Annotated in this window: 25 protein-coding genes; 8 read left to right on the top strand and 17 right to left on the bottom strand. The window is 40.6% G+C overall.

What is annotated here, in order from left to right:
- Positions 1-12: 12 nt before the first annotated feature.
- Positions 13-246 (top strand): hypothetical protein, encoded by a 234-nt coding sequence (locus C9J42_RS00530; protein ID WP_107301579.1) that lies wholly within the window; start codon positions 13-15, stop codon positions 244-246.
- A 45-nt stretch (positions 247-291) separates the two neighbouring features.
- Here the strand turns inward: C9J42_RS00530 and C9J42_RS00525 are convergent, their stop codons facing one another.
- The 6 genes from C9J42_RS00525 to napF all read right to left on the bottom strand — a co-directional run bounded on the left by C9J42_RS00525 (position 292) and on the right by napF (position 4894).
- Positions 292-432, bottom strand: coding sequence for a TIGR02808 family protein (locus C9J42_RS00525; RefSeq protein ID WP_107205456.1), 141 nt, complete (start codon positions 430-432; stop codon positions 292-294).
- Positions 433-447: 15 nt separating this feature from the next.
- On the bottom strand, positions 448-1023 hold the full coding sequence (locus tag C9J42_RS00520) for a NapC/NirT family cytochrome c (protein WP_107205455.1): 576 nt from the start codon (positions 1021-1023) through the stop codon (positions 448-450).
- A gap of 19 nt (positions 1024-1042) precedes the next feature.
- Positions 1043-1552, bottom strand: coding sequence for a nitrate reductase cytochrome c-type subunit (locus C9J42_RS00515; RefSeq protein ID WP_107259310.1), 510 nt, complete (start codon positions 1550-1552; stop codon positions 1043-1045).
- Positions 1553-1619: 67 nt separating this feature from the next.
- A complete protein-coding gene (napA, locus tag C9J42_RS00510) occupies positions 1620-4106 on the bottom strand; it encodes a periplasmic nitrate reductase subunit alpha (RefSeq protein WP_107287236.1) in 2487 nt (828 codons plus the stop codon).
- Positions 4103-4375 (bottom strand): chaperone NapD, encoded by a 273-nt coding sequence (locus C9J42_RS00505; RefSeq protein ID WP_005370174.1) that lies wholly within the window; start codon positions 4373-4375, stop codon positions 4103-4105. The genes napA and C9J42_RS00505 overlap by 4 nt, the downstream gene beginning before the upstream one ends.
- A gap of 21 nt (positions 4376-4396) precedes the next feature.
- A complete protein-coding gene (gene napF / locus C9J42_RS00500) occupies positions 4397-4894 on the bottom strand; it encodes a ferredoxin-type protein NapF (RefSeq protein WP_199187032.1) in 498 nt (165 codons plus the stop codon).
- Positions 4895-5181: 287 nt separating this feature from the next.
- Here napF and narQ point away from each other — a divergent pair, with 287 nt between their 5' ends.
- Positions 5182-6867, top strand: coding sequence for a nitrate/nitrite two-component system sensor histidine kinase NarQ (gene narQ / locus C9J42_RS00495; RefSeq protein ID WP_107259295.1), 1686 nt, complete (start codon positions 5182-5184; stop codon positions 6865-6867).
- A gap of 4 nt (positions 6868-6871) precedes the next feature.
- Complete coding sequence (locus C9J42_RS00490; RefSeq protein WP_107205450.1) at positions 6872-7498, top strand: response regulator; 627 nt, start codon at positions 6872-6874, stop codon at positions 7496-7498.
- Positions 7499-7546: 48 nt separating this feature from the next.
- Here the strand turns inward: C9J42_RS00490 and C9J42_RS00485 are convergent, their stop codons facing one another.
- Positions 7547-7825, bottom strand: a complete 279-nt coding sequence (locus C9J42_RS00485; protein WP_107205449.1) for a helix-turn-helix domain-containing protein — start codon at positions 7823-7825, stop codon at positions 7547-7549.
- A 240-nt stretch (positions 7826-8065) separates the two neighbouring features.
- On the opposite strand from C9J42_RS00485, the gene C9J42_RS00480 reads away from it, so the two are divergent.
- The 3 genes from C9J42_RS00480 (at position 8066) to C9J42_RS00470 (ending at position 9917) form a co-directional block, all read left to right on the top strand.
- A complete protein-coding gene (locus C9J42_RS00480; RefSeq protein WP_005370164.1) occupies positions 8066-8419 on the top strand; it encodes an ArsC family reductase in 354 nt (117 codons plus the stop codon).
- A 13-nt stretch (positions 8420-8432) separates the two neighbouring features.
- Positions 8433-9563, top strand: coding sequence for a succinyl-diaminopimelate desuccinylase (dapE, locus tag C9J42_RS00475; protein ID WP_107205448.1), 1131 nt, complete (start codon positions 8433-8435; stop codon positions 9561-9563).
- 159 nt (positions 9564-9722) lie between these two features.
- A complete protein-coding gene (locus C9J42_RS00470; protein WP_107205447.1) occupies positions 9723-9917 on the top strand; it encodes a DUF2897 family protein in 195 nt (64 codons plus the stop codon).
- Positions 9918-9999: 82 nt separating this feature from the next.
- On the opposite strand, the gene C9J42_RS00465 is transcribed toward C9J42_RS00470, so the two are convergent.
- From C9J42_RS00465 to C9J42_RS00440, 6 genes are all read right to left on the bottom strand, one after another.
- Positions 10000-11241 (bottom strand): glutamate-5-semialdehyde dehydrogenase, encoded by a 1242-nt coding sequence (locus C9J42_RS00465; protein ID WP_107205446.1) that lies wholly within the window; start codon positions 11239-11241, stop codon positions 10000-10002.
- Between the two features lie 82 nt (positions 11242-11323).
- Positions 11324-12478, bottom strand: coding sequence for a glutamate 5-kinase (gene proB / locus C9J42_RS00460; RefSeq protein ID WP_107205445.1), 1155 nt, complete (start codon positions 12476-12478; stop codon positions 11324-11326).
- A 255-nt stretch (positions 12479-12733) separates the two neighbouring features.
- Positions 12734-13138 (bottom strand): sigma factor-binding protein Crl, encoded by a 405-nt coding sequence (crl, locus tag C9J42_RS00455; protein WP_107259293.1) that lies wholly within the window; start codon positions 13136-13138, stop codon positions 12734-12736.
- A gap of 273 nt (positions 13139-13411) precedes the next feature.
- The gene (gene frsA, locus C9J42_RS00450; protein ID WP_107205443.1) at positions 13412-14671 is read right to left on the bottom strand and encodes an esterase FrsA; all 1260 of its coding nucleotides are present in this window, start codon (positions 14669-14671) and stop codon (positions 13412-13414) included.
- A 157-nt stretch (positions 14672-14828) separates the two neighbouring features.
- The gene (gene gpt / locus C9J42_RS00445) at positions 14829-15287 is read right to left on the bottom strand and encodes a xanthine phosphoribosyltransferase (RefSeq protein ID WP_107205442.1); all 459 of its coding nucleotides are present in this window, start codon (positions 15285-15287) and stop codon (positions 14829-14831) included.
- 69 nt (positions 15288-15356) lie between these two features.
- Positions 15357-16646: an NCS2 family permease gene (locus tag C9J42_RS00440; protein ID WP_107205441.1), complete on the bottom strand. Its 1290-nt coding sequence runs from the start codon at positions 16644-16646 to the stop codon at positions 15357-15359.
- Between the two features lie 1093 nt (positions 16647-17739).
- On the opposite strand from C9J42_RS00440, the gene C9J42_RS00435 reads away from it, so the two are divergent.
- Positions 17740-19200, top strand: a complete 1461-nt coding sequence (locus tag C9J42_RS00435; RefSeq protein ID WP_107205440.1) for an aminoacyl-histidine dipeptidase — start codon at positions 17740-17742, stop codon at positions 19198-19200.
- A gap of 104 nt (positions 19201-19304) precedes the next feature.
- On the opposite strand, the gene dinB is transcribed toward C9J42_RS00435, so the two are convergent.
- The gene (gene dinB / locus C9J42_RS00430) at positions 19305-20384 is read right to left on the bottom strand and encodes a DNA polymerase IV (RefSeq protein ID WP_255418596.1); all 1080 of its coding nucleotides are present in this window, start codon (positions 20382-20384) and stop codon (positions 19305-19307) included.
- Between the two features lie 234 nt (positions 20385-20618).
- Here dinB and C9J42_RS00425 point away from each other — a divergent pair, with 234 nt between their 5' ends.
- Positions 20619-21839 carry a response regulator gene (locus C9J42_RS00425; protein WP_107205438.1) on the top strand — a complete coding sequence of 407 codons (1221 nt, stop codon included), beginning with the start codon at positions 20619-20621 and terminating at the stop codon, positions 21837-21839.
- A gap of 61 nt (positions 21840-21900) precedes the next feature.
- Here the strand turns inward: C9J42_RS00425 and nqrM are convergent, their stop codons facing one another.
- The 3 genes from nqrM to nqrF all read right to left on the bottom strand — a co-directional run bounded on the left by nqrM (position 21901) and on the right by nqrF (position 24538).
- Positions 21901-22122 (bottom strand): (Na+)-NQR maturation NqrM, encoded by a 222-nt coding sequence (gene nqrM / locus C9J42_RS00420; protein WP_105060759.1) that lies wholly within the window; start codon positions 22120-22122, stop codon positions 21901-21903.
- A gap of 11 nt (positions 22123-22133) precedes the next feature.
- A complete protein-coding gene (locus C9J42_RS00415) occupies positions 22134-23159 on the bottom strand; it encodes an FAD:protein FMN transferase (RefSeq protein ID WP_199187029.1) in 1026 nt (341 codons plus the stop codon).
- A gap of 152 nt (positions 23160-23311) precedes the next feature.
- Complete coding sequence (gene nqrF, locus C9J42_RS00410) at positions 23312-24538, bottom strand: NADH:ubiquinone reductase (Na(+)-transporting) subunit F (RefSeq protein ID WP_107205436.1); 1227 nt, start codon at positions 24536-24538, stop codon at positions 23312-23314.
- Positions 24539-24552: the final 14 nt, after the last annotated feature.

Raw genomic sequence — 24552 nt, 5'->3', positions numbered from 1 at the left:
GGATTAATTATCATGGATAAGACAACGTTTAAGCTCTTCACGCTATTAGGACTAAGCGTTATTCTTGGTTTACATTTTATTGAAGTCAGTACAAACGAAAGTCAGTCATTCTCTATCGCTTATTTTATGTTTGAATGGCTGCCACTTTACCTTGCTTGGGGGTGTTGTTTGCGATTGGGTATCGCCAGTGGCAGCGTAATCCCCTCGCGAAAAAACAACAAAAGCCGCCCTTCTGTAACGCACTAGCGCATTAAAAGGACGGCTTATTATTTCTTTATCTCGAATATTGGCTTATTCGCTAATTTTTTTATCTTTACCTAGCGAAAGTAGCCAAATACAAATAGCTGCGACTACAGCAAACCCAGATAGAACAATCACCGGCATGGCTGCGTAACCGAGTATATGCCAAATCACTGACTCTAATGTGCTCATCTTATCTCCTTAGGTTTATTGCCAACCTTCAATGTTTTTCATATCAGGCAGTTTATGTGCAATACCCTTGTGGCAATCAACGCACGTTTTATCTCCTGATGCTAATGCCGTCGAATGCAGTTTTGCACTACGAGGCGCTTGCTCTGAGAAATCCATATAATTGAATTCATGACAATTACGGCACTCTTGTGAGTTATTGTCCTTCATTCGCTTCCATTCCCGTTCTGCTAAATGCCCACGGCGATCAGCAAATTTTTCAGGAGTATCAATCGTTCCCATTAAATGGGCCACAATTTCTTTTGATGCCTGTACTTTACGCACGATCTTATCTGTCCAATTGTGAGGAACGTGACAATCCGAACAAATAGCACGGACACCAGAACGATTAGAAAAGTGGATCGTTTCTTGAATTTCTTCAACGATTGGTGCGTGACAACCAGCACAGAACTCTTCAGTGTTAGTCTTTTCCATCGCGGTATTAAATGCCCCCCAGAATAATAAGCCGCCAATAAACCCCATAAAGAGAACGAGACCTACTGCTACTTTGCTGGGTGTTTTTAAGCGTAACCAAAACGTTTTTAATAACTTCATATATCATCCCTTACTTTGGTTACTGCAATGCACTAACACGTTTGAAGTCATTCTCTACTAATGGCTTAGCATCCGCTTGTGGTACGTGACACTGCTGGCAGAAGTAACGACTTGGTGATACATCAGATAGCACCTGTCCTTCTTGCGGTGACACATAGTGCGTTACACTGATTTTGGTTGCGCCCATCTCTTTGGCATTTTTCCAGCTATGACAAGCAAGGCATTTGTTTGCGTTTAGCGACACTTCGTAATGACGGATCGTGTGTGGGATCAACGGTGGCTGATACACATAATCGTTATCAATTACACCTTGATCTTTCGGATAATGCTTCATTGGATCAGCAGGGCGTGTATCTTCTAATTCAGCAGAGCCACGTAATGATTCAAGGCCACCAATACCGCCCGGATTTAATATTTCTGTTTTCGCTACGGCTTCTGATACCGGTTTAGCTGGTGTTGATTCTTCGCTTTGCACAACCCCAGCCATTAATGCACTCACCGCTAATACAACCAATAAGATTCTTTTCATGATGTTCTCCGCCAACAGGCTAATTCTGAAATGAGGCGAGTGATTGATTCACTCGCCATAGGCAGGCTTATACCTTGCTGATTTTAACTGGACATTTTTTGAAGTCTGTTTGCTTCGATAGTGGATCGGTAGCATCAAGGATCAACTTGTTCACCAAAATTCGAGCATCAAAAAATGGCACAAAAACCAAACCTTGTGGCGGGCGATTACGGCCTCGTGTTTCTACTCGACAGCGTACTTCACCTCGGCGATTAGAGATTTCAACTTCATCACCACGACGTAAGCCACGTGTTTTAGCATCTTCTGGGTGGATATAACACAGCGCATCTGGCACTGCTTTATATAATTCAGGAACACGTCGAGTCATGGTACCTGTATGCCAATGTTCTAATACTCGACCTGTACAAAGCCACATATCAAATTCAGCATCAGGTACTTCAGGTGGCGCTTCAAAAGGCGCTGAAATAATCCATGCTTTACCATCAGGCTTACCATAAAAGTCCCAACCAGAACCTTTTTTTGCATAAGGATCTGAGCCTTCTTTAAAGCGCCATTGCGTTTCCTTGCCATCAACAACAGGCCAACGTAAACCGCGCACTTGGTGGTAAGTATCATACGGTGCTAAATCATGACCATGATCACGACCAAATGCCGCATATTCTTCAAACAAGCCTTTTTGAACATAGAAGCCTTGCGCTTTTGCATCATCATTTAACGGTTGGGTTTCCGTTAATGGGAATTTATCAACCTGTCCATTGCGGAATAAAATGTCATACATGGTTTTACCACGGTATGCTGGCATTTTATTAACCAACTCATTTCCCCACACTTCTTCAATAGTAAAGCGCTTCGAGAATTCCATGATCTGCCATAAGTCAGACTTAGCTTCACCTGGTGCTTCAACTTGTTGATACCAAGCCTGTGTACGGCGCTCTGCATTACCATATGCCCCTTCTTTTTCTACCCACATTGCGGTTGGTAAAATAAGATCGGATGCTTGTGCGGTAACGGTTGGGTATGGGTCGGAGCAAACAATGAAGTTTTCTGGGTTACGGTAACCCGGTAATCGCTCTTCATTAATATTAGGGCCAGCTTGCATGTTGTTATTACACATCACCCAATACGCATTTAACTTACCGTCTTTTAACATGCGATCTTGAACAACAGCATGATAACCAGGTTTAGGTGGAATAGTGCCTTCCGGTAACTTCCAGATTTTTTCAGCAATGGCTCGGTGTTTAGGATTCGCAACCACCATATCAGCAGGCAAACGGTGAGAGAACGTCCCCACTTCACGTGCTGTACCACAAGCAGATGGCTGACCCGTTAATGAAAATGGACTGTTTCCTGGGGTTGAAATTTTACCGGTTAATAAGTGCAGGTTATAAACCAAACTGTTCATCCACACACCACGGGTATGTTGGTTCATTCCCATGGTCCATAGTGACATCACCTTGGTTTTAGGATCAGCATAAAACTTCGCAAGCTCTATTAACTTTTCAGGTTTAACTCCTGACATTTCTGATGTTTTTTCAAGCGTATACTCAGCAACAGAAGCTTTGTATTCCTCAAAATTCATTGGGAAAATATCACCTGAATTCGGGTGAGCAGCTTGCTGTTGTAGTGGGTTATCGTCACGCAGACCATAACCAATATCTGTTTCAGCACGTTTAAAGTGGGTATGTTTGTTAACAAAGTCCCAATTAACCGCATCGTTTTCAATGATGTAATTAGCTATAAAGTTGGCGATGGCTAAATCGGTTTGAGGCTTAAAAATCATACCGTTATCAGCGAGTTCAAAAGAACGGTGATAATATGTAGACAGTACATTGACTTTAACATGAGGGTTACTTAAACGACGATCAGTAATGCGAGTCCATAGAATAGGGTGCATTTCTGCCATATTTGAGCCCCATAAGACGAATGCATCAGCATGTTCAAAATCATCGTAACAACCCATCGGCTCATCAATACCAAAGGTACGCATAAACGCACCAACAGCAGATGCCATACAGTGGCGTGCATTCGGATCGATATTGTTAGAACGGAAACCGGCTTTCATCATTTTTGATGCCGCATAACCTTCCATCACCGTCCATTGACCTGAACCAAACATACCTATGCCTGATGGACCATGTTTCTTTAAGGCTAATTTCCACTTTTCAGCCATGATATCGAAAGCTTGATCCCAAGAGATTGGAGTGAATTCGCCTTCTTTATCATATTTTCCATCTTTCATACGAAGCATTGGCGTTTGTAGACGATCTTTTCCGTACATGATCTTTGAAAGGAAATAACCTTTAATACAGTTAAGACCTTTATTTACTGGTGCTTTAGGATCACCTTGAGTAGCAACAACTCGACCATTTTGGGTACCCACCAAAACAGAACAACCTGTACCACAAAAACGACACGGCGCTTTATCCCATTTAATTTTTGTTTCATCAGAACTAACAATTAAATTAGTTGCTGACGCGGGTAAGGTAATACCTGCAACAGCCGCAGCTGAAGCGGCAGCATTTGCTTTAACAAATGCGCGTCTTGTCATTTTCATGAGTTGCCCTCTGGTTGCGTCTCAAAGTGCTCTATTTGGTGATACACCAAAAAAGTAATTAACACATTTTCTAAATTATTGATTTTATCTATGGTATCGGTCACGTAGCCTTGGTTTTCTGTCTCAAGTACTACAATGATTTTCCCTTCTTCACTGTCGCCCGGTATTTCGGTATTTGGCATTGCTAAGATCTGCTCTTTTATTTCTTGCAAGTGCTCAGGTTTTACATGAACCACGAGACTTGATATATGTACTTCTTGTAAAGACATACAGACCCTCTTTGATATGTACTATTGTGCGTTGTTCTCTACACAATCGATTGTTATTGCTGATACAGGACACCCAGATAAACAGGCACCACATCCAGTACAGTCTTTCTCTGTAATCGTTGGCATCGCGACTTTTCCAACCTGTAATTGAAATTTGATCGCTTGAGGTTCACACATATCACCACAGCTTCTGCATTCAATATTTTTAGATGCCATACAACTTTCATTAATCGTTGCAATGATGTCCCATGGCGATTCTAATTGCGGAAGGAACAACGGTTCAGGACACGCCTCTGCGCACTGATAACAAAAAGTGCATTCACCTTCACCTTGGCTGAAATCCACTTGAGGAAAGCCGCCATCACCTTTCACTATGATGTTTGTCTCACAATGTTCGATACAACGTTCACAACGCGAACAAAGATCGGTAAAAGTATCTGCATGATTTAGCCAAGGTAAGCGTGGAATGTTTGATGGTGTTTTGCGTGTGAATAATGAACGTCTTAAACGATCAACCATCATTACCTCTATCGTTGTACTATTTGTGTTACATGGCTGATAAAATACTCAGCAAATAACTCAAATAGCATGCATTAATAAGCTATTCATCTTTTTATACATTAATTCTAAATAATGAAATAATTGCTTAAATACCCCCTAAGGGGTAATTGGTAGGAGTTTTTGCTCTAGATCAATAAATCTAGCTGATAAAGCTCACATTAATAGCTTAATTTTCTGCATCAAAAATTAAGCTATTAATAATTTCTGGGTAAGTAACAGTAAGGATTGCTGTGAATAGGCAAAAAATGACACATTCTGTAACAACGACGATAGCGCGTTCTTTAGTGTTAATTTTGATCATTTCGATAATAACGACTGCACTTGCATTAATGACATTGGTTTCGAGTCAAAATGATGCTGAAGCTATAAATATTGCAGGTTCTTTACGCATGCAAAGCTATCGATTAGCTTTTGATGTTGAAACAGAGTCGCCTCTTTTATCTACACATATTGAACAATTTGAACACTCGCTTTATTCAGCGCCAATGAAAGAACTCTCTTACTGGTTTACCTCTTCAGAGCTCCAACAACACTACGATCACATCGTTCTGCGCTGGGCAGAGTTGCACCCGATCCTTGAAAAAGATAACAACACGGTATTTATTCAACATGTCGCCCCATTCGTCCATCGTATTAATACTTTTGTTTCTGAACTGCAAAAATCATCAGAACTTAAAATCCAACGACTCGCTATTATTGGCGCCATAGGCCTTAGTCTGATTTCTCTTATCATCTTCTACACTATTCGTTATACACGCCAACAAGTTGTCGCACCTTTAAATGATCTTGTTGATGCTTGTAAGCAAGTAAAGCGTAAAGATTTTCGATTGGATTTATTAAATAATAGCAATAATGAACTAGGTATTCTTGCCCATACCTTTAGTAGAATGTCATCAGATCTTGAACAGCTTTATCAAGGCTTAGAGCGCAGTGTCAATGAAAAAACCCACCGCTTACGTCATGCAAACGAATCACTCCAAGTGCTTTATAATTGCTCACAACAACTTTCTGTTAGCCATTTAACCCGAGAACAATTTACCAACATGCTTGAAACCATGATTGCTATAGATGGCTTAATTGGTACAAAACTGATCATTGCAGAGCCAAATGGCAGCACATCAGAAATTCAAGTGGGTCAACAAGCAGGTCAACATTGGCAATATAACGAATTGTATATCGATGGTGAATTAATGGGACAACTTTGGTGGCAGTACACTTTACCTTGTCCTGATAAGGCATTAATTAATAATATCTCTCAGATCCTTGCTCGCGCTATCTATTACAACCGCGCTCAAAAACAAGCGGAATATTTATTGATAATGGAAGAGCGCGCGACCATTGCCCGTGAACTCCATGATTCATTGGCACAATCGCTCTCCTATTTGAAAATTCAATTAGCCTTATTAAAAAGAAAACTCAATCAAAGCGATCAAAATGAAAGTACCCATCAAACTGTCCATGATATTGAAGAAGAGTTAAGTAACGCTTATACCCAACTGCGCGAATTACTCAGTACATTTCGGTTGATGATTAAAGATGCCAATTTTGGTGAAGCCTTAAATCAAATGTTAGAACCATTAGAAGAGCAAACCGATGCACTCTTAATTATAGATAATCAAATATCATCAATGGCGTTAGATGCCCATAACCAGGTTCACCTGTTACAAATTATTCGAGAAGCAGTATTAAATGCGATTAAACATGCAGACGCCGATGAGATTATCGTAAACTGCCAACAAACCGATCAACATATTGATGTCACGATCATCGATGACGGTAGAGGATTCGACCTTAACGAGAGTAAACGTGATCATTACGGTTTAAGTATTATGCAAGAGCGCGCATCACGGCTACAAGGTGAATTAAAAATACAATCGGGAATCAATCAAGGCTGCACTATCTGCCTTCTATTTCCATTACAAAAAGGATAACACGATGACATGCTGGAAAGTTATGATTGTAGATGATCACCCTCTCATGCGTCGAGGGATAAGCCAACTATTGAGTATTGAATCAGACTTCCAATTAGTAGGTGAAGCCAGCAATGGTAATGATGCTATCGCACTCGCCCATGAAAAATCACCAGATTTGATCTTACTCGATTTAAATATGAAGGGATTGTCCGGTCTTGATACGCTAATAGCGATGCGTGATGAAGGAATACTTGCCTGTATTGTTATATTAACTGTCTCTGATAGTCGAAGCGATATTAAAACAGTACTCAATGCTGGCGCTGACGGTTATTTACTCAAAGATACTGAGCCTGATGAATTAATCGAACAACTAAAATCAGCGTTATGTGGTGGTAAAGCCTATAGTGATATCGTAAAAGAGTGCCTTGATTCACCACATACCCCTACGAATATTTTGTCTCAATTAACAGACCGTGAGACGCAAATATTACAAGAAGTGGCAAAAGGTCAACGTAATCGCCAAATAGCCGAACAGCTTTTTATCTCAGAAGCGACGGTTAAAGTTCATATGAAAAGTTTACTCAAAAAGCTACAAGTAAAATCCCGTACAGCCGCCACTATTTTATACCTTGAAGCCCAAGGCCAGTAATATCCTATTAAAAACGCATAACACGTGACGTCTTATGCGTTTTAATTTTTAGGATAACGCCGCTAATAAGTAGGGTTCTTTTTCTTTGATCCATTCCAAATCAAATGGTCCCCAATCACTCAGCGTATAGTAACCATCATTATGACGGCGACCATCTTGAATGAAAGCAAGCTCAATACCGATGCTAGGTAGCGCTTTTAATACATCTTGAATAGTGCGACGCGGCCAGCCTGTTTGCTCAACCAAACGAGGGACATTAGGTCTCTCTGTATTTTCTACTAACAATGCTAAATAAAGTCGACGGGCAAAAACCGGATTCAGTTCCATTGAGGCCTCCATAAAATATTCCACATATTATTAAGCAGTGGAAAATATTTATGTTGAGTTTGATCAAGCCCGCTTTATCTTTACTTCTATTAAATAGAAAAATAAAAAAGCATTATTGTTTTTGTTAACAATACCGTTCTCAATCTCTTACAATCAGCTCACAAACAACAACACTTGCGGTCATTGTGTAATCTCGTTATAAAAGACTATCCATTAAAATATAATCAAGTCAGATCTTTTATGAGTACTACAGCCTACGGCATCAAAAACTGCGACACTATCAAGAAAATGAAAAAGTGGTTAGAAGCAGAAAATATCGAATACACTTTCCATGATTACCGTGTTGATGGCTTAGATCGCGCTCAACTCGAAACGTTTGAAACAGCACTTGGTTGGGAAGCCATGCTTAATAAGCGTGGAACGACTTACCGTCAACTGACTGATGAGCAAAAAAATAGCTTAAACCGCGACAATGCCTTAGCCCTAATGTTAGAGCAACCAGCAATGATCAAACGTCCGCTATTAGTACACAATGATGCGTACTACTTAGGTTTTAAACCTGCTCAATACCAAGAAATTTTCCATCAACAATAACAAGGATACAAGGATGTCTGATAGCCCAGTTATTGCGCTTGCTAAAGATTTAATGAGTCGCCCATCTGTTACTCCTGAAGATGCAGGCTGCCAAGATGTAATGATCGCTCGTCTTGAGCAATTAGGCTTTATTATCGAAACCATGGTATTTGAAGATACCACCAACCTTTGGGCTCGCCGTGGTACCCAAGCTCCACTGTTTGTTTTCGCTGGTCACACCGATGTGGTACCGTCAGGTCCAGTAGAGCAATGGCACACGCCACCGTTTGAACCAACGATTATCGATGGCTACCTTCACGGCCGTGGCGCCGCTGATATGAAAGGCTCTCTAGCATGTATGATTGTTGCCATTGAGCGTTTCATCGCAGAAAACCCAGATCACAAAGGCTCAATTGCCCTGCTCATCACCTCTGATGAAGAAGGGCCGTTTATCAATGGTACAACCCGTGTAGTTGATACCCTTGAAGCCCGTAATGAAAAAATCGATATGTGTATTGTCGGTGAGCCTTCAAGTACTCACCACGTTGGAGACGTTGTTAAAAACGGACGTCGTGGCTCAATTACCGGTGATTTAACCGTAAAAGGTATTCAGGGGCACGTTGCCTATCCACACCTTGCCAATAATCCCATTCACAAAGCATTACCAGCCCTCGCTGAGCTTGCTGCCACCACATGGGATAACGGCAATGCATATTTCCCACCGACCAGTTTCCAGATCCCAAATGTTGCCGCAGGCACGGGCGCATCGAATGTGATCCCTGGAGAATTTGAAGTGCAATTTAACTTCCGCTTTAGTACTGAATTAACGGATGAAGAAATAAAGCGTCGTGTACATTCAGTATTAGATGCCCATGGTTTAGATTACGACTTAAAATGGACATTAAGCGGTCATCCATTCCTTACCGATAAAGGTACGCTAGTCGAAGCGGTTGTTGCAGCGATTGAAGAAGTAAACCACCAGCAACCTGAACTTCTTACTACCGGTGGTACATCAGATGGTCGATTTATCGCTCGTACCGGTGCGCAAGTGGTTGAGTTAGGCCCTGTAAATGCCACTATTCACAAAGTGAATGAGTGTGTAAAAGTCGCAGATCTTGAAAAGCTAACCGACATGTACCAAAAAGTATTAGAAAAAGCACTGTAATAACAAACGCATTCAATACTCAAAGCAGCTAACGTATTGCACCTAAGAAGTGAAATATGTGGCTGCTTTTTTATTGCCATTAATGACTAATATATAAGCTAAATGATCGATAAAAGTGTTATCCTGAAAATACTCTATCACTAAATTAGTGAGGCTAATATGGAATGGCTTTTTAACCCTTGGGTGATCTCTTTTATTATTGTTGCCGTCATCGCTAGCAACATTGCAGCGCTAAAATATACCGCTTATATGAAGATTGAGATGCAGAAAAAACACAAACTGTTTGACGACAAACACCCTCTCAGTAAGCAAGAAAATCCTGTATCTCAAGATAAAAAAGACGACAAAGAATAAGAAAAAATCAAAAATTACTGGCATAAAAAAAGCTGCCAATTAGTGATTACTAGCAGGCAGCTTTTTACATTTTATTTAACGATTAGGCACGGCTTAAGTAATCAGCAACACCCACCCACTTATAACTCGTCAGCTCTTCTAAACCCATTGGGCCACGAGCATGCAGTTTCTGGGTTGATACCGCAACTTCCGCACCTAAACCAAATTGCGCACCGTCAGTAAAACGTGTAGACGCATTCACATAAACAGCCGCCGAGCCTGCCGCATTAACAAAACGTTCTGCCGACTGCAGGTTATTAGTTAAGATTGAATCGGAATGGCTCGCATTGTGCTTACGCATATGGAAAATGGCTTCATCCACATCGTTTACCACCTTAATACCTAAGGTGTAGCTTAACCATTCAGTATCAAAGTCACCTTCTGCTATCTTGCGCAGAGAAGACGCTTTACCTTCAAGTAGATTATAGGCTGCTTCATCAGCAACCAGTGCTACCTTGGCTTTGTTCATACGCTCAACTAAACGTGATAAGAAGGCTTCTGCTACTTTCTCATTTACAAGTAAGGTATCTAACGCATTACAGGCCGATGGACGCTGTACTTTGGCATTTTCAACCACATCTAAAGAACGAGTAAGATCGGCACTTTCATCAACATAAATATGGCTAATACCAAAACCGCCGATAATCACAGGAATAGTGCTGTTTTCTTTACACATTTTATGTAAACCCGCACCACCACGAGGAATGATCATATCTACGTATTGATCAAGCTTAAGCAGTTGTGAAACAAGTTCGCGATCGGGTTGCTCTATGTACTGTACAGAAGCGGCTGGTAGTCCTGCTTTTTCCAATGCCACTTGAATCACTTTTACCAGTGCCATATTGGAGTGGAATGTCTCGCGACCACCACGAAGGATGCTAGCGTTACCTGTTTTTAGGCATAATGCCGCAATATCAATCGTAACATTCGGACGCGCTTCATAGATCACACCAACAACCCCTAATGGAACGCGACGACGGCTTAAACGCATACCATTTTCAAGTACGCGGCTATCAAGCTCTGCACCAACAGGATCATTAAGATTAATCACATTACGCACATCATTTGCAATACCCGCTAATCGTGATTCATTTAGTAATAAGCGATCGACTAATGCATCAGACATACCTGATTCAAGTGCGGCATCAATATCTTGTTTGTTCGCTGCTAAGATAATGTCTTTATTACTTTCTAATTCATCAGCAATAATCGCTAAAGCATTATTTTTAACTGCAGTTGCCGTTGTTGCTAACTCGAAAGCAGCCTGTTGTGCCGCTTGTCCCATTAATTCAAGATTCACAATAATTCCTCTATTAATCCTTGTCGTGATGCCAATACTTCTCTGTATTTATACATACATGTCGTTTTTAAATAACTACCATATCATCACGATGGATAGCCACGTGACCATGTTCGTAACCCAACACAAGGTGGATTTCTTGGCTATGCTTTCCTGCAATTTTTGCCATATCTACACTCGAGTAGCGGCAAATACCACGTGCTAATAGGTTATTTTGTTTATCAAAGATACGCACCACTTCACCGCGTTCAAAATCACCTTTTACCATGGTGATCCCTTTCGCAAGTAAACTACTCCCACGTTGTTGCACAGCAATGACAGCGCCATCATCAATAACAATGTCACCGGCTGGAGGAGGCCCAGCTAAAATCCAACGCTTACGGCTTTCTAATGGGGATTCCAGCGGTAAGAAACGCGTACCAACAGATTTACCTTCCGCTAAATCAATAATGACATCAGGACGACGACCAGCAGCGATGATCACTTCAATACCAGCTCGACGAGCTACATCTGCTGCCTGTAGTTTTGTTGCCATGCCGCCTGTACCTAAACCACCGACAGTGCCACCCGCTAATTTACGCAGTGTTTCATCAATAGTATGTACTTCACGGATAAGCTCTGCATCAGGATTACTACGAGGATCGGCGGTAAATAGACCTGGTTGATCTGTCATTAATAACAGTTTATCTGCGCCACCTAAAATACCGACAAGTGCGGATAAGTTATCGTTATCACCCACTTTAATTTCTGTTGTCGCTACCGCATCATTTTCATTCACAACAGGAACAATACCGTTATCCAGCAAGGCAACTAACATATCACGCGCATTTAAATAACGTTCCCGATCGTTTAAATCTGCACGCGTTAATAGCATTTGACCGATATTGATCCCATAGATACCAAATAAGATTTCCCACTCTTGAATTAAGCGACCTTGACCAACCGCTGCCAGTAATTGCTTACTTGCCATTGTTTTGGGCAGTTCGGGGTAACCTAAATGCTCACGTCCTGCTGCAATTGCACCAGATGTGACAATAATAATTTTATGTCCTTGACGACGAAGCATCGCACATTGACGGACAAGCTCAACCATATGGGCGCGATCTAACTTCAGCGTACCGCCAGTAAGAACACTGGTGCCCAACTTAACAACAATTGTTTGTGATGCAGCAGATGCTGCAAGGTCTTGCTCTCGAGCATTAGTATTTTTGGTATCTGCCATGGGGATCAAACAAAATAGAAAGAAATAATATGTACTTTGTTTTATCAATACTGCTAATAAAGCACAAGAGAAAAACAATGACTAAATACATATAAGTGCGCAAATATTTAGTTAAACAACTGAAACGCTTACAAATCACACAAAATTATATTTAAGCCGCTAAATTCGGTTATCTTAGGCAACAAGATGTAAAAAAAAGATACAAAAAAACCCATCACTTCATTGGATGGGTTTTATAAATTGAGAGCAAATTATTTATGCTAGCTCAGTAAGCGGTGTTTGTGTGAGTTCTGAAGATGGAGATAAGGTTAATTGGCATTCATCAACAATAAATGGCGTCAACTTACGGTGAAAATCTAATAATGTTTTCATCACCGCATCTTTATGCTTTGCGGGTAACTTTCCATTACTCCACTCACCATTTAAATCAAAACGGCCAAAATCATAGCAATATTCATAACCATTATCGGTTACTGTTAAAATTAACCACCAGCCCCAAAATTCACGTTGTTCGGGCTCTTTATCAGCATTAACACAACTGGATAAACAATCAAAAAAGAACTGACCTTCTTTTGATTTTTTCTCACGTAAGTAAGGACCCAGCGCAGTTAATTTTGTTATTAAACGCCCATGAGGCGGAAAAAGAGTTGTCGAAGTCATTGCAAATCCATCCATAGTCAACTGCAGTGATGAGTATGCTAATACTCAAAATAATATACGTTTACTAACGTTTTTTAATCACGTTGTTTATGTGCAACATGATAGCTATCAGTATTTATATATTATGGTTGAATATGGATAAAATGCCAGTGAAGATACGAAATTTTATTAACAATATCATAGTGGTATAAAATAAAGTTCGATATCCTCACTGCATACCGTCAAGGCTTTGTCTCCACCTTAACCATTAGAGCCAAATAATTGTCTACTTTATTACCTTAACTGCTCATTTAACCATTCAACGACAGTCGTTAATGAACGGTGGTAGCCATCATGAATAGGCTTTTCTGGTAACGTTATCGCTTTACCACCATAACTGGACAGCGCAATTAACTGATTATCACTTTCAGGGCATACAGGATCATTTTTTAAACTTATTCCCAGCATTGGCATATCAATACGTCGGCGCCCCAAAATCCCTTGGTGCTTTAACGACCATGCCGGAAGATGAGAAATGATGCTCGTTTCTGATTGACCATTTTTACCCATTCGAGATGCTAACACATCAAGATACATCCGAGGGATCTGCTCAATCATCTTAGGTTGGGTCAACACGCTATGAATCGCGCCGCCCAAGCTAATACAGGTTTTTAAACGTGTTGGCTCCATAAAACCTAAACGAATAGCTGCATTACCGCCCATTCGTAACCCTAGCATTGCAACTTTATGGTGATCGACCCAAGGGACATCACGTATCTGCTGTAATAACGCTTGATGAAGTCGACTGGTATCTTCCGTTAAGTTCCAACGATCACAGTGACCGACAGATGGCATATCCAGTGTGACCATCGCATAACCTGCCGGCCCTAAATAATCTTCATATAAGCGCCATAAATCGCATTGCAATGTATCTAATCCACCGCTAACGATCACTGTCGGTAATAGTTTATCGGTACGAGGCAAATGAATGAAGGCTTCAAAGGTTTTACCTTCATACTTGACACTAATCGTTCGCATATCATGCGGGCGTAATTCTATCGCTTCACGATAACTTTGATTGGCTTGCAATTCTGCTTGATCAGCCAATTGATCGCCTTTGATATACGGATACGCGGCAATACTGTAATGCGTGCTGGCTTTTAATAACAACTCAGAAGCTTTAAGTTTCTCACCTTCATTTAATAGAAGACGTGCTTGCTTTTGATAGCTTGCGCCCAATTGCGCCCATTCATATGTCCAGTTACCTGGCTTATAGCCAATCACCGTATCCAGTAAATGTTCACTCGTACGTGGAGATTTAGCACCCGCAATACGAGCAAGTACCGCTTCAAGCTCTATCGGATCGACGCCCTGCCAAATCCATTGTGGGCGACGTAAAACACGGTACCAGCTAGCCTTACTCTCACCATCCAGCGCATTGTTCACTCGCCCACTACGCACATGAGCAATTTTAACCAAATTCGATGTCTCTTTAGAGGTTGGTCTTGGGGCAAATAACTTTTCGGACAAATTTTCAGGGGATGGCTCAGACACGGCACTCTCCACGTGGTCTTGATGATGTGTAGTGATGATATACCCAAAATCACTTACGTATGTCGATTTAAAACAAAAAAAGACGCCTTATCGGCGTCTTATTAATCAATCTTAGTTTACAGCAGCAAAGCTATAAACCTTGATAAAGGGAGAATGCTTATCGCTTAGCGATTGGATCGACAAACGTTACTGCCATATCCCACGGTTGTTCAATCCACGTTTCTTGTGGGATATCAACAACGTAATCATCAACTAAATGTTGACCTGCAGGTTTTGCGCATACTGTTACAAATTTACCACGTGGGTACAGTTCACGAATTTTTTCAGCAGTACCGCCCGTGTCGACTAAATCATCAACAATAATAAAGCCTTCACCATCACCTTCTGCTTTCTTGATCACACGCATATCACGTTGGTGATCATGATCGTAGCTTGAGATACATACGGTATCTACATGACGGATACCCAGTTCACGCGCCAAAATAGCAGCAGGAACAAGACCGCCACGGCTAACAGCAATAATACCTGTCCACTGCTCAGCAGGTAGCAACTTTTCAGCTAGCTGACGAGTGTAAGTTTGCATGTTATCCCAAGTGATGATGAATTTATTACTCATAGATAAAGAACCTCTGGATCAACGATGTTAAATCGCCCTAAATAGATAAAGCTTTATGAAATCTAAAACTTAAAGAAAAATTATTTTTGCAAGGAACAATGCTGAAATAACCCAAACACTGATATTTACATCACGCCCCTTACCACTCATTGCTTTAACCGCAGCATAAGTGATAAAACCAAGGCCAATACCTTCAGCGATAGAATAAGTTAAAGGCATCAACAAACAAACCACAACAACCGGTGCAGCTTCTGTTAGATCACGCCAATCAATTGCCACTAACCCCGACATCATCAAAATCGCGACGTAGAATAATGCACCAGCCGTTGCGTAGGCAGGTACCATGCCAGCTAATGGAGCAAAAAATAGAGCGAGTAAGAATAATACACCAACCGTTACCGCAGTAAGACCGGTACGACCTCCGACTGCGACACCGGACACACTCTCGACAAAAGAAGTGGTATTCGATGTACCCAATAAGGCACCAACAGAGGTTGCTGTACTATCTGCAAGTAACGCGCGATTTAAGCGTGGCAACTTGCCATCTTCACCGATTAAGTTTGCTTTTGTCGCAACACCGACAAGCGTACCTGCGGTATCAAATAAATCGACAAACAAGAAAGCAAACACAATTGAAATCAGGCCAACTTCCATTGCCCCCGAAAAATCTAATTGCATAAAGGTTGGTGCAATGCTTGGTGGCATTGACATAATGCCGCCATAAGTCACTTCACCAAATGCAATACTCAACCCAGTAACAATTAAGATTGCAATCAAGACTGCAGCTTTAAAGCCACGATGAACAAGCGCTATGGTTAGAAAAAAACCAAGTGCTGCCATCACAACAGGAAAACTGGTTAGATCGCCTACTTGTACTAACGTCGCAGGGTTATCTACGACAATGCCTGAACTCTGTAATGCAATGAAGGCAAGGAATAAACCTATACCTGCAGAAATTCCGGTTCGCAGCGCCATTGGTATGGAGTTAATGATCCATTCCCGTACTTTTAATAAACTTAACGCAATAAAACACAAACCTGATAAGAAAACAGCGGCTAACGCAACTTGCCATGTATACCCCATGCCTAGCACAACGGTATAAGTAAAGAAGGCATTTAAGCCCATGCCTGGTGCTTGTGCGACAGGATAGTTAGCAAAAAATCCCATCACAAAACAACCGATCATCGCTGCTAAACAGGTTGCAACAAATACTGCACCTTTATCCATTCCCGTACTGGATAGCATAGTAGGGTTTACAAAAATGATGTAAGCCATGGTCAGGAATGTTGTTAAGCCAGCAAGCAACTCCGTTCGCACAGTTGTGCCGTGTTCCTTTAGTTTAAATAACTTCTCAAGCATGTTTCTCTGTTCCTTGGAGATTGACACGTTAGTATTAAGCAAAAGAAAACGTTTGCGTTCTCAATTCGAGCGCGATTATAAACATCAGATCTATCAATTTCCAGAAAATATCGAGTAAATGCACAAAACTAAGACTAATAAATTTAATTTTGTTTTTTTGGCTTTTAAGAACAGATAATTAGCAATATAAAATCAATGCATTAGCTAAAATATTCCAAATTAATATATTTCATCTATTTTATATTTATGAGATCTACAGCAATAAAACGTACTAAGGATCACATCGCGATGTGTGACTAACTTGTTATGACGATTTAAAGGTAAAAAAACGCCGCTTCAAAGCGAAGCGGCGGCGAATGTTGCAAATAATCGCTTACGATTATTTAGTATTCTCAAGTTAGGGGGTGAACAAGCTGTTCGGCTAACTAGTCAGCAACTAGATAACAAAATTCTTAGTAACCAAAGTAATTAGGGTAAGTAAAGTTACCTGTATATACAGAGCGGTTATTCCAAAAGTGTGTAATTGAATCAAAAATTTTCATTTTAAATCACCTTATAAATAAGTAATCCAAATTAACCACATAAATATTTATGCGCTTAATCCTTGGAGGGGAAAGACCATCGTGGTCGCACTTATCTCGGTTCCATGGAGGCGATATCTCGGGTTCATCCTGAACGTGTACAGTGTTTTCTCATACCTTTATGAGACTGTCTAAATCATAACCATTACGTAATTTACTTTCAAGCATTTCCTTTAACCTCGTCACACTTTTTACAAAAAAACATTGTTAAACCAATTTTGATGTAATTTTTTTTCAATTTTGATCGGTTAAATCTTGCTTTATGATCAAGAAAATAAATATAAGAAATAATTACGTAATCATCAGCTCAATGTATACAAGTCAAGCGCCGTTAATACTTATTCATTATCGTATTCGTGGTTTAAGATTTTACTTTTTTCTCTACCTCCACCGAAGTCTGAATGATATGCTAAAAAAAATGCGATGGAGTAAATCGCTACTTATATATGTCATTTGACGGCTAATAGCCTGACAAGTGTCACTGGACCAAAATTCTATAAAGGTAGGCTTCCGTGTCTGAAATCAGTCAACTATCTCCTCAAGCTGTATGGCAATTTTTCGATCAAATTTGTTCGATCCCTCATCCTTCTAAATATGAAGAACAATTAGCACAATTCATCATTGAGTTTGCTAAAAAAGAAGGCTTAGATGTTCGCCGTGATGAAACAGGTAACGTCATTATTAAAAAGCCAGCAACAGCAGGCATGGAAAACCGTAAAGGTGTGGTACTTCAAGCGCACATCGACATGGTTCCACAGAAAAATGAAGAAACCGTTCACGACTTCACAACAGATCCTATCCAACCTTTCATTGACGGTGAATGGGTAACGGCAAAAGGTACAACATTAGGTGCTGATAACGGTATGGGTATGGCAAGCTGTCTTGCGGTACTGGCTGCTAAAGATATCGAACATGGCCCATTAGAAGTACTACTTACTATTGATGAAGAAGCTGGCATGACCGGTGCTTTTGGTCTTAAAGAAGGTTGGTTAGAAGGTGACATTCTACTAAACACTGACTCTGAGCAAGAAGGCGAAGTCTACATGGGTTGTGCTGGCGGTGTAGACGGCGCAATCACACTTGATATAAAGCGTGAAGCAACACCAGCAGATCACCAAGCAATTAAATTAGTCCTAAAGGGCTTAAAAGGCGGTCACTCTGGTTGTGATATTCATACTGGCCGTGGCAACGCAAACAAATTACTGGCTCGCTTTTTAGTCTCTCATGCAGACGATCTTGGCTTACGTATTAACAACTTCACAGGCGGTAGCCTACGTAACGCAATTCCTCGTGAAGCGTCGGCGATTGTTACCCTACCAGCTAAACATGTTGATCAACTAAATACATTATTCGCTCATTACCAAACGCTACTAAGTGCTGAGCTTGGTCATGTAGAAACAGATATCAACCTATTTACTGAATCTGCTGAACTACCAACAGATGTAATGGTAATGGCAGATCAAACACGTCTAATCAATGTATTAAACGTCTGCCCTAACGGTGTTATCCGTATGAGCGATGACATTGAGGGCGTTGTTGAAACATCGCTAAATATGGGTGTTATCACGACAGAAAGCGATAAAGTGATCGTACTTTGCTTAGTCCGTTCTTTAACTGACTCTGGTCGTAGCTATGTAGAAAGCATGTTGCAATCATTAGCAACCTTAGCAGGCGCACAATGTGAGTTTTCTGGTACATATCCAGGTTGGAAGCCAGACGCTGATTCTGAAATCATGCACGTATTCCGTGACATGTACCAAGAGATGTATGGTAATAAACCCAACATCATGGTGATCCACGCAGGTCTTGAGTGTGGCTTATTTAAAGAACCGTACCCTGAAATGGACATGTTATCATTTGGTCCTACCATCAAGTTCCCACACTCACCTGATGAGAAAGTGAAAATTGATACCGTTCAAATGTTCTGGGATCAAATGATTGCAGTACTTAAAAATATTCCTGTTAAAAAATAAACTTACGGAATAACAAAAACGGGCTTAACGTGATCTAATGTTAAGCCCGTTTTTATATGCACTGTAATAAATGTGTCAACAGAGAAGGTTCTGTTTTCATCTAATCAAAAACCAAAAGAAAGCTGTTGCGCTTTTAAACCAACCTCTAACCCAACACTTAAGCCTATTAAGCGTATCTCACGAGAATTTTGTCGGGTCATCGCTTCTTTTAATAAATCGATAAATTGCGCTTTATCTAATTTAGGATAAATATGCTCAACCGTAGTTTGTTGAAAGTCTGCAAATTTTAACTTTATACCTTGCTTGGCAATATCTAACTCAGGCCGTACTTTACGTAATCGTTGCTCAAGCTCAGGATATAACTGATCAACCACTTGCCAACACTGATCAAAACTTGAAATATTTTGACTAAAGGTACGCTCTACCCCAACCGACTTTCGTTGTCGTTCAACAATCACTTCACGCTCGTCAATACCGTGTGCTCGAGACCATAATGATTGCCCAAATTTGCCAAATTGCTGTAGCAGTAAATGACGGTCATAATTTTGTACATCACGACCAATATACAAGCCTTTCTCATGGAGTTTTTGAATAGTTACCTTTCCTACCCCAGGTATTTTTTCTAGTTTTAGTTCAGCAACAAAACTATTCACATCTTCAGGTGTAACCACATATTGACCATTAGGCTTATTCAGATCTGAAGCAACTTTGGCAATAAACTTCACCGGAGCCACACCCGCAGAAGCGGTGAGCTGTAACTCCTCTTCAATTGCACGGCGAATATCCTGAGCAATTAAGGTCGCAGAGCCATGAAGCATTTCGCAATCAGATACATCTAAATATGCTTCATCTAAGGATAATGGCTCGATTTTATCCGTGTACCTTAAGAAAATAGCCCGTATCTGTTGGGATATTTCACGATAAACCTGCATTCTGCCTGGCACTAAGGTTAAGTGTGGGCATAATTTTAAAGCATGAGCCGTTGGCATTGCTGAATGAATACCATATTTACGGGCTAAGTAATTACAAGTACTGACGACGCCTCGCGTCGAGCGGCCACTAATTGCTATCGGAATATCACGTAAAGCTGGATTATCACGAGCTTCAACGGCAGCATAGAAACAATCCATATCGACATGAATAATTTTCCTTTGGCCTGCTATTTGTTTCGTTATATTCGCCACCAAAGACACTCGTAGTTACTGTTTATACATACAGCTATTATAACTATGAATTACGATAGTTGGAAAACTAAAAATATTCATCTAAAAAGGAATACAAATTAAGTTTGATATTTCACCAACAAGATCACAAAAATAAAACCTAATAAAATATTTGATAATCAACCCATTACATCTAATGTTATAAATATCAATATACACCGAATTTATTATGCGTATTGCTAAAAGGAGTTAACTTTGCAACATCAAGTACTTGTTGTCGAAGATAGCCGCGCATTTCGTCACTATCTTGATGACCAATTGAAACAAGCTGGCTTCAAGGCTATTTTTGCCGAAAACCTATCACAAGCTAAAAAATTATTAGCCGACCCAGAACGTTATCTTTGTGCTGTACTCGATTATTGCCTTCCGGATGGTCAAGATGGTGAAATCATCGATCTCGTATTAGACCACAAGGTCAAATCGATCGTTTTAACTGCCCAATTTAATGAAACTATCCGCGAAAAAGTTCTTGCCAAAGGCGTTTTAGATTATTTACTTAAAGATAGTGCAGCTTCCGTTGCCTACCTTGTACCACTATTACTTCGTCTAGAAGCTAACTTAGAGCATAAAGCACTCGTTGTTGATGATTCTGACATGGTACGAAATCATGTCAGTCATTTATTAGAAAAACAGAACCTCACGGTATATGAAGCCTCTGACGGTAATGAAGCGCTACAAATCATTGATGATAATCCAGATATAAGCTTAGTTATTACTGATAACGATATGCCAGAAAAAGACGGCATTACTATGACCCGTGAAATCAGACGTGAGTACAGTCGAAATAAAATGGCGGTATTGGGTCTATCTGGTAGTGACGACAGCACGATGACGGCGCAGTTTCTAAAAGCAGGTGCCAACGATTTTCTCTATAAGCCCTTTAATCAAGAAGAGTTTAACTGTCGTATTCATCATATTCTAAATATGAAAGATACCTCTGATAAGCTGTATCGGATGGCAAACCAAGATGCTTTAACAGGGCTTTGGAATCGTCGTTACTTCTTCACTCATAGCTGTTGTCAAACTGAAAATGAGTCGTTGAATATAGCGATGATTGATATCGACTTTTTTAAAAAAGTTAACGATACGTATGGCCATGATGGTGGTGATGCCGTACTCATCAGCATCAGTAAAATCATTGATGCCCACTTTCCAGAATCGATTGTTGCCCGCTTTGGCGGAGAAGAGTTCTGCATTCAGCATTGTGGTCACTTCCCTAGCTTTTTATCAACCTTAGAACTTGTTCGACAACGCATTGAATCAATTACTATTCCCTACCTTGATCAGCAGATAAAAATCACTATAAGTATTGGTGCAGCAACAAATTTAAAAACACTGGATAGCCTAATTAAACAAGCTGACGATAACCTTTACACCGCAAAGAAAAACGGTAGAAATCAGTTAGTGAGCAATTAAATGGCATAAAAAAGCCTGAGTTAGCTCAGGCTTTTCTTTTATCTTTATTGCTCAAAGGCAGTTAGATAATTTGATTCTTTTTCCATTCAGCTGCACGAGCAGCGCGGGCTTCACGCTTTTTACGCGCATCACACGGCTCAGGGCAATCACATTCTTTTGCAATACCAATACCGTCTAATCCCCCACAGCTGCCACTTACGGTTTTACGTTGGAAAATATAGCCTACTGCCATTGCGACAATCACTAATAAGAAAACAGAAAATGTGACTAAGTAAATAACCATGACTACCTCATTTATTTTTTAACAACGTATTGCTCAAACGTATCTGACTTATATTCAACGAAGCCATCTTTGGTCTTTACAATCAACATTACAGGTAACTTCTCTTTATTGGCTAATGCTATAGACTCTTCTTCCCCCATAACAGAAAAAGTCGTCGCGTATGCATCTGCCGTCATACAAGATGGCGCAATAACTGTAACCGACACAACATGGTTAGCAATTGGCTTACCGGTTTGAGGATTGATCAAGTGAGAATAACGCACTCCATCTTCTTCAAAGTAATTACGATAATCACCCGATGTCGCTATTGCCATATCGCCAGCTTGAATTATATCTTGTACCGCCCTCTCACTTGCAACAGGTTTTTCAATCGCAATACGCCATGGCACATCAGAACGGTTCTTTCCTTGTAAGCGAACTTCACCGCCGACATCAACCATGAAATCTTTAACATGCAGATCATCTTTTAAATAATCAGCAACGACATCAACGCCATACCCTTTTGCGATAGATGAAAGGTCAACATACAGGTTAGGCAGATCTTTCACTAATTTATTACCCGATAATACCGCTAAATGTTGATAACCAATTTCGGTTTTTCGAGTCGCAATCTCTTTATCTGTAGGGGTAGATTCTGGGCGAGCTTCAGGACCAAAACTCCACAAGTTTACCAATGGACCCACCGTCACATCATAAGCCCCATTACTTAGCTTAGAAATACGTAATGCTTCAGAAATTACTTTTGCCGTTGCCGCAGAAACCTCAAAAGGTTGAGAAGATTGTTGCTGGTTAAATTGGCTTAATTCAGAATCAGGACGATAAGTCGACATTTGATCATTAACAAGCTCTAAACGCTTATCAATTTCTTTTTGGATAACTTCTGGGCTTGGTAATCCCTCTTGCTTGATGAGTTTTACTGAATAGTAAGTCCCCATTGTTTGCCCATTAATATCAATCTGTTGACGACTATCACCACAGCCTGTCAACAACATTAACGTTGATAACACCAACGTACTACACAGCAGGAAACGCTTCACTTCATACTCCATCGTTCATGTTGTTTTTTAGTCTGATCACTTCTCACTATTGATAAATAACCACAATAAAAAACAGGTTTAAAAGAGTTAGTAAGAAAAAAGGCTGACCATTCACTGGTCAGCCAATTTAATTGTGAGCGAAGGGCTATGTATTAGCCACCGAAATCATCAAGTAGGATGTTTTCATCTTCTACACCAAGATCTTTAAGCATGCTGATAACAGCCGCGTTCATCATTGGTGGACCACACATGTAGTATTCACAGTCTTCAGGTGCTTCATGATCACGTAAGTAGTTTTCGTAAAGCACGTTATGAATGAAGCCAGTGTAACCATCCCAGTTATCTTCTGGTTGTGGATCAGACAGTGCACAGTGCCATACGAAGTTATCGTTTTCAGCAGCAAGCATATCGAAATCTTCAACGTAGAACATTTCACGCTTAGAACGCGCACCGTACCAGTAAGACATCTTACGCTTAGAGTGCAGACGCTTAAGTTGGTCAAAGATGTGAGAACGCATTGGTGCCATACCAGCACCACCACCCACAAATACCATCTCATTGTCAGTATCTTTTGCGAAGAACTCACCAAATGGACCTGAAATCGTACACTTGTCACCTTCTTTAAGTGACCAAATGAATGATGACATTTGACCTGGTGGTACGTCTGGATTATTAGGCGGCGGCGTAGCAATACGCACGTTTAGCATAATAATACCGAACTCTTCAGGGTAGTTCGCCATTGAGTAAGCACGGATGATATCTTCATCAACCTTAGACTCGTAACGGAATAGGTTAAACTTATCCCAGTCTTCACGGTACTCTTCTGGAACATCAAAGTCAGAGTACTTAATATGGTGAGCAGGTGCTTCAATCTGGATGTAACCACCAGCACGGAAAGGTACTGATTCGCCATCTGGAATTTGTAGCTTAAGCTCTTTGATGAAGGTCGCTTTGTTATCGTTAGAGATAACAGAACATTCCCACTTCTTCACACCAAAAATTTCTTCAGGTAATTCGATGTCCATATCAGACTTCACGTTAACCTGACACGCAAGACGCTCGCCTTCACGTGCTTCACCTTTGGTGATGTGATCTAATTCTGTTGGCAGAATATCACCGCCGCCAGATTTAATTTTTACACGACACTGACCACAAGAACCACCGCCACCACATGCTGATGATACGAAGATACCGTTACCCGCTAGAGCACTTAGTAGCTTGCCACCTGCACCTGTGGTGATCGCTTTTTCTGGATCGCCGTTTACTGAAATAGTGATGTCACCTGTTGGTACTAGCTTAGATTTAGCAAATAGAATTACTAAAACTAGAGCCAGGATAATCAAGGTGAACATGACTACGCCAAGAAGAATAATATCCATTGATATTCCTTACT

It is taken from the genome of Photobacterium sp. GB-56, assembly GCF_003026105.1.
Classification (GTDB): Bacteria; Pseudomonadota; Gammaproteobacteria; order Enterobacterales; family Vibrionaceae; genus Photobacterium.
The sequence above is the reverse complement of the archived record's forward strand: the minus strand, read 5'-3'. Positions and strand labels throughout refer to the sequence as shown.

What these genes read in the sequence shown, in the direction of transcription:
- nqrM (WP_105060759.1), bottom strand. Translation starts at nt 22,122, where the DNA reads ATGGTTATTTACTTAGTCACATTTTCTGTTTTCTTATTAGTGATTGTC.
- C9J42_RS00470 (WP_107205447.1), top strand. Translation starts at nt 9,723, where the DNA reads ATGGAATGGCTTTTTAACCCTTGGGTGATCTCTTTTATTATTGTTGCC.
- gpt (WP_107205442.1), bottom strand. Translation starts at nt 15,287, where the DNA reads ATGAGTAATAAATTCATCATCACTTGGGATAACATGCAAACTTACACT.
- C9J42_RS00515 (WP_107259310.1), bottom strand. Translation starts at nt 1,552, where the DNA reads ATGAAAAGAATCTTATTGGTTGTATTAGCGGTGAGTGCATTAATGGCT.
- crl (WP_107259293.1), bottom strand. Translation starts at nt 13,138, where the DNA reads ATGACTTCGACAACTCTTTTTCCGCCTCATGGGCGTTTAATAACAAAA.
- C9J42_RS00440 (WP_107205441.1), bottom strand. Translation starts at nt 16,646, where the DNA reads ATGCTTGAGAAGTTATTTAAACTAAAGGAACACGGCACAACTGTGCGA.
- C9J42_RS00490 (WP_107205450.1), top strand. Translation starts at nt 6,872, where the DNA reads ATGACATGCTGGAAAGTTATGATTGTAGATGATCACCCTCTCATGCGT.
- C9J42_RS00480 (WP_005370164.1), top strand. Translation starts at nt 8,066, where the DNA reads ATGAGTACTACAGCCTACGGCATCAAAAACTGCGACACTATCAAGAAA.
- proB (WP_107205445.1), bottom strand. Translation starts at nt 12,478, where the DNA reads ATGGCAGATACCAAAAATACTAATGCTCGAGAGCAAGACCTTGCAGCA.
- C9J42_RS00505 (WP_005370174.1), bottom strand. Translation starts at nt 4,375, where the DNA reads ATGTCTTTACAAGAAGTACATATATCAAGTCTCGTGGTTCATGTAAAA.
- C9J42_RS00530 (WP_107301579.1), top strand. Translation starts at nt 13, where the DNA reads ATGGATAAGACAACGTTTAAGCTCTTCACGCTATTAGGACTAAGCGTT.
- C9J42_RS00525 (WP_107205456.1), bottom strand. Translation starts at nt 432, where the DNA reads ATGAGCACATTAGAGTCAGTGATTTGGCATATACTCGGTTACGCAGCC.
- nqrF (WP_107205436.1), bottom strand. Translation starts at nt 24,538, where the DNA reads ATGGATATTATTCTTCTTGGCGTAGTCATGTTCACCTTGATTATCCTG.
- narQ (WP_107259295.1), top strand. Translation starts at nt 5,182, where the DNA reads ATGACACATTCTGTAACAACGACGATAGCGCGTTCTTTAGTGTTAATT.
- napA (WP_107287236.1), bottom strand. Translation starts at nt 4,106, where the DNA reads ATGAAAATGACAAGACGCGCATTTGTTAAAGCAAATGCTGCCGCTTCA.
- C9J42_RS00485 (WP_107205449.1), bottom strand. Translation starts at nt 7,825, where the DNA reads ATGGAACTGAATCCGGTTTTTGCCCGTCGACTTTATTTAGCATTGTTA.
- dapE (WP_107205448.1), top strand. Translation starts at nt 8,433, where the DNA reads ATGTCTGATAGCCCAGTTATTGCGCTTGCTAAAGATTTAATGAGTCGC.
- C9J42_RS00520 (WP_107205455.1), bottom strand. Translation starts at nt 1,023, where the DNA reads ATGAAGTTATTAAAAACGTTTTGGTTACGCTTAAAAACACCCAGCAAA.
- C9J42_RS00465 (WP_107205446.1), bottom strand. Translation starts at nt 11,241, where the DNA reads ATGGGACAAGCGGCACAACAGGCTGCTTTCGAGTTAGCAACAACGGCA.
- napF (WP_199187032.1), bottom strand. Translation starts at nt 4,894, where the DNA reads ATGGTTGATCGTTTAAGACGTTCATTATTCACACGCAAAACACCATCA.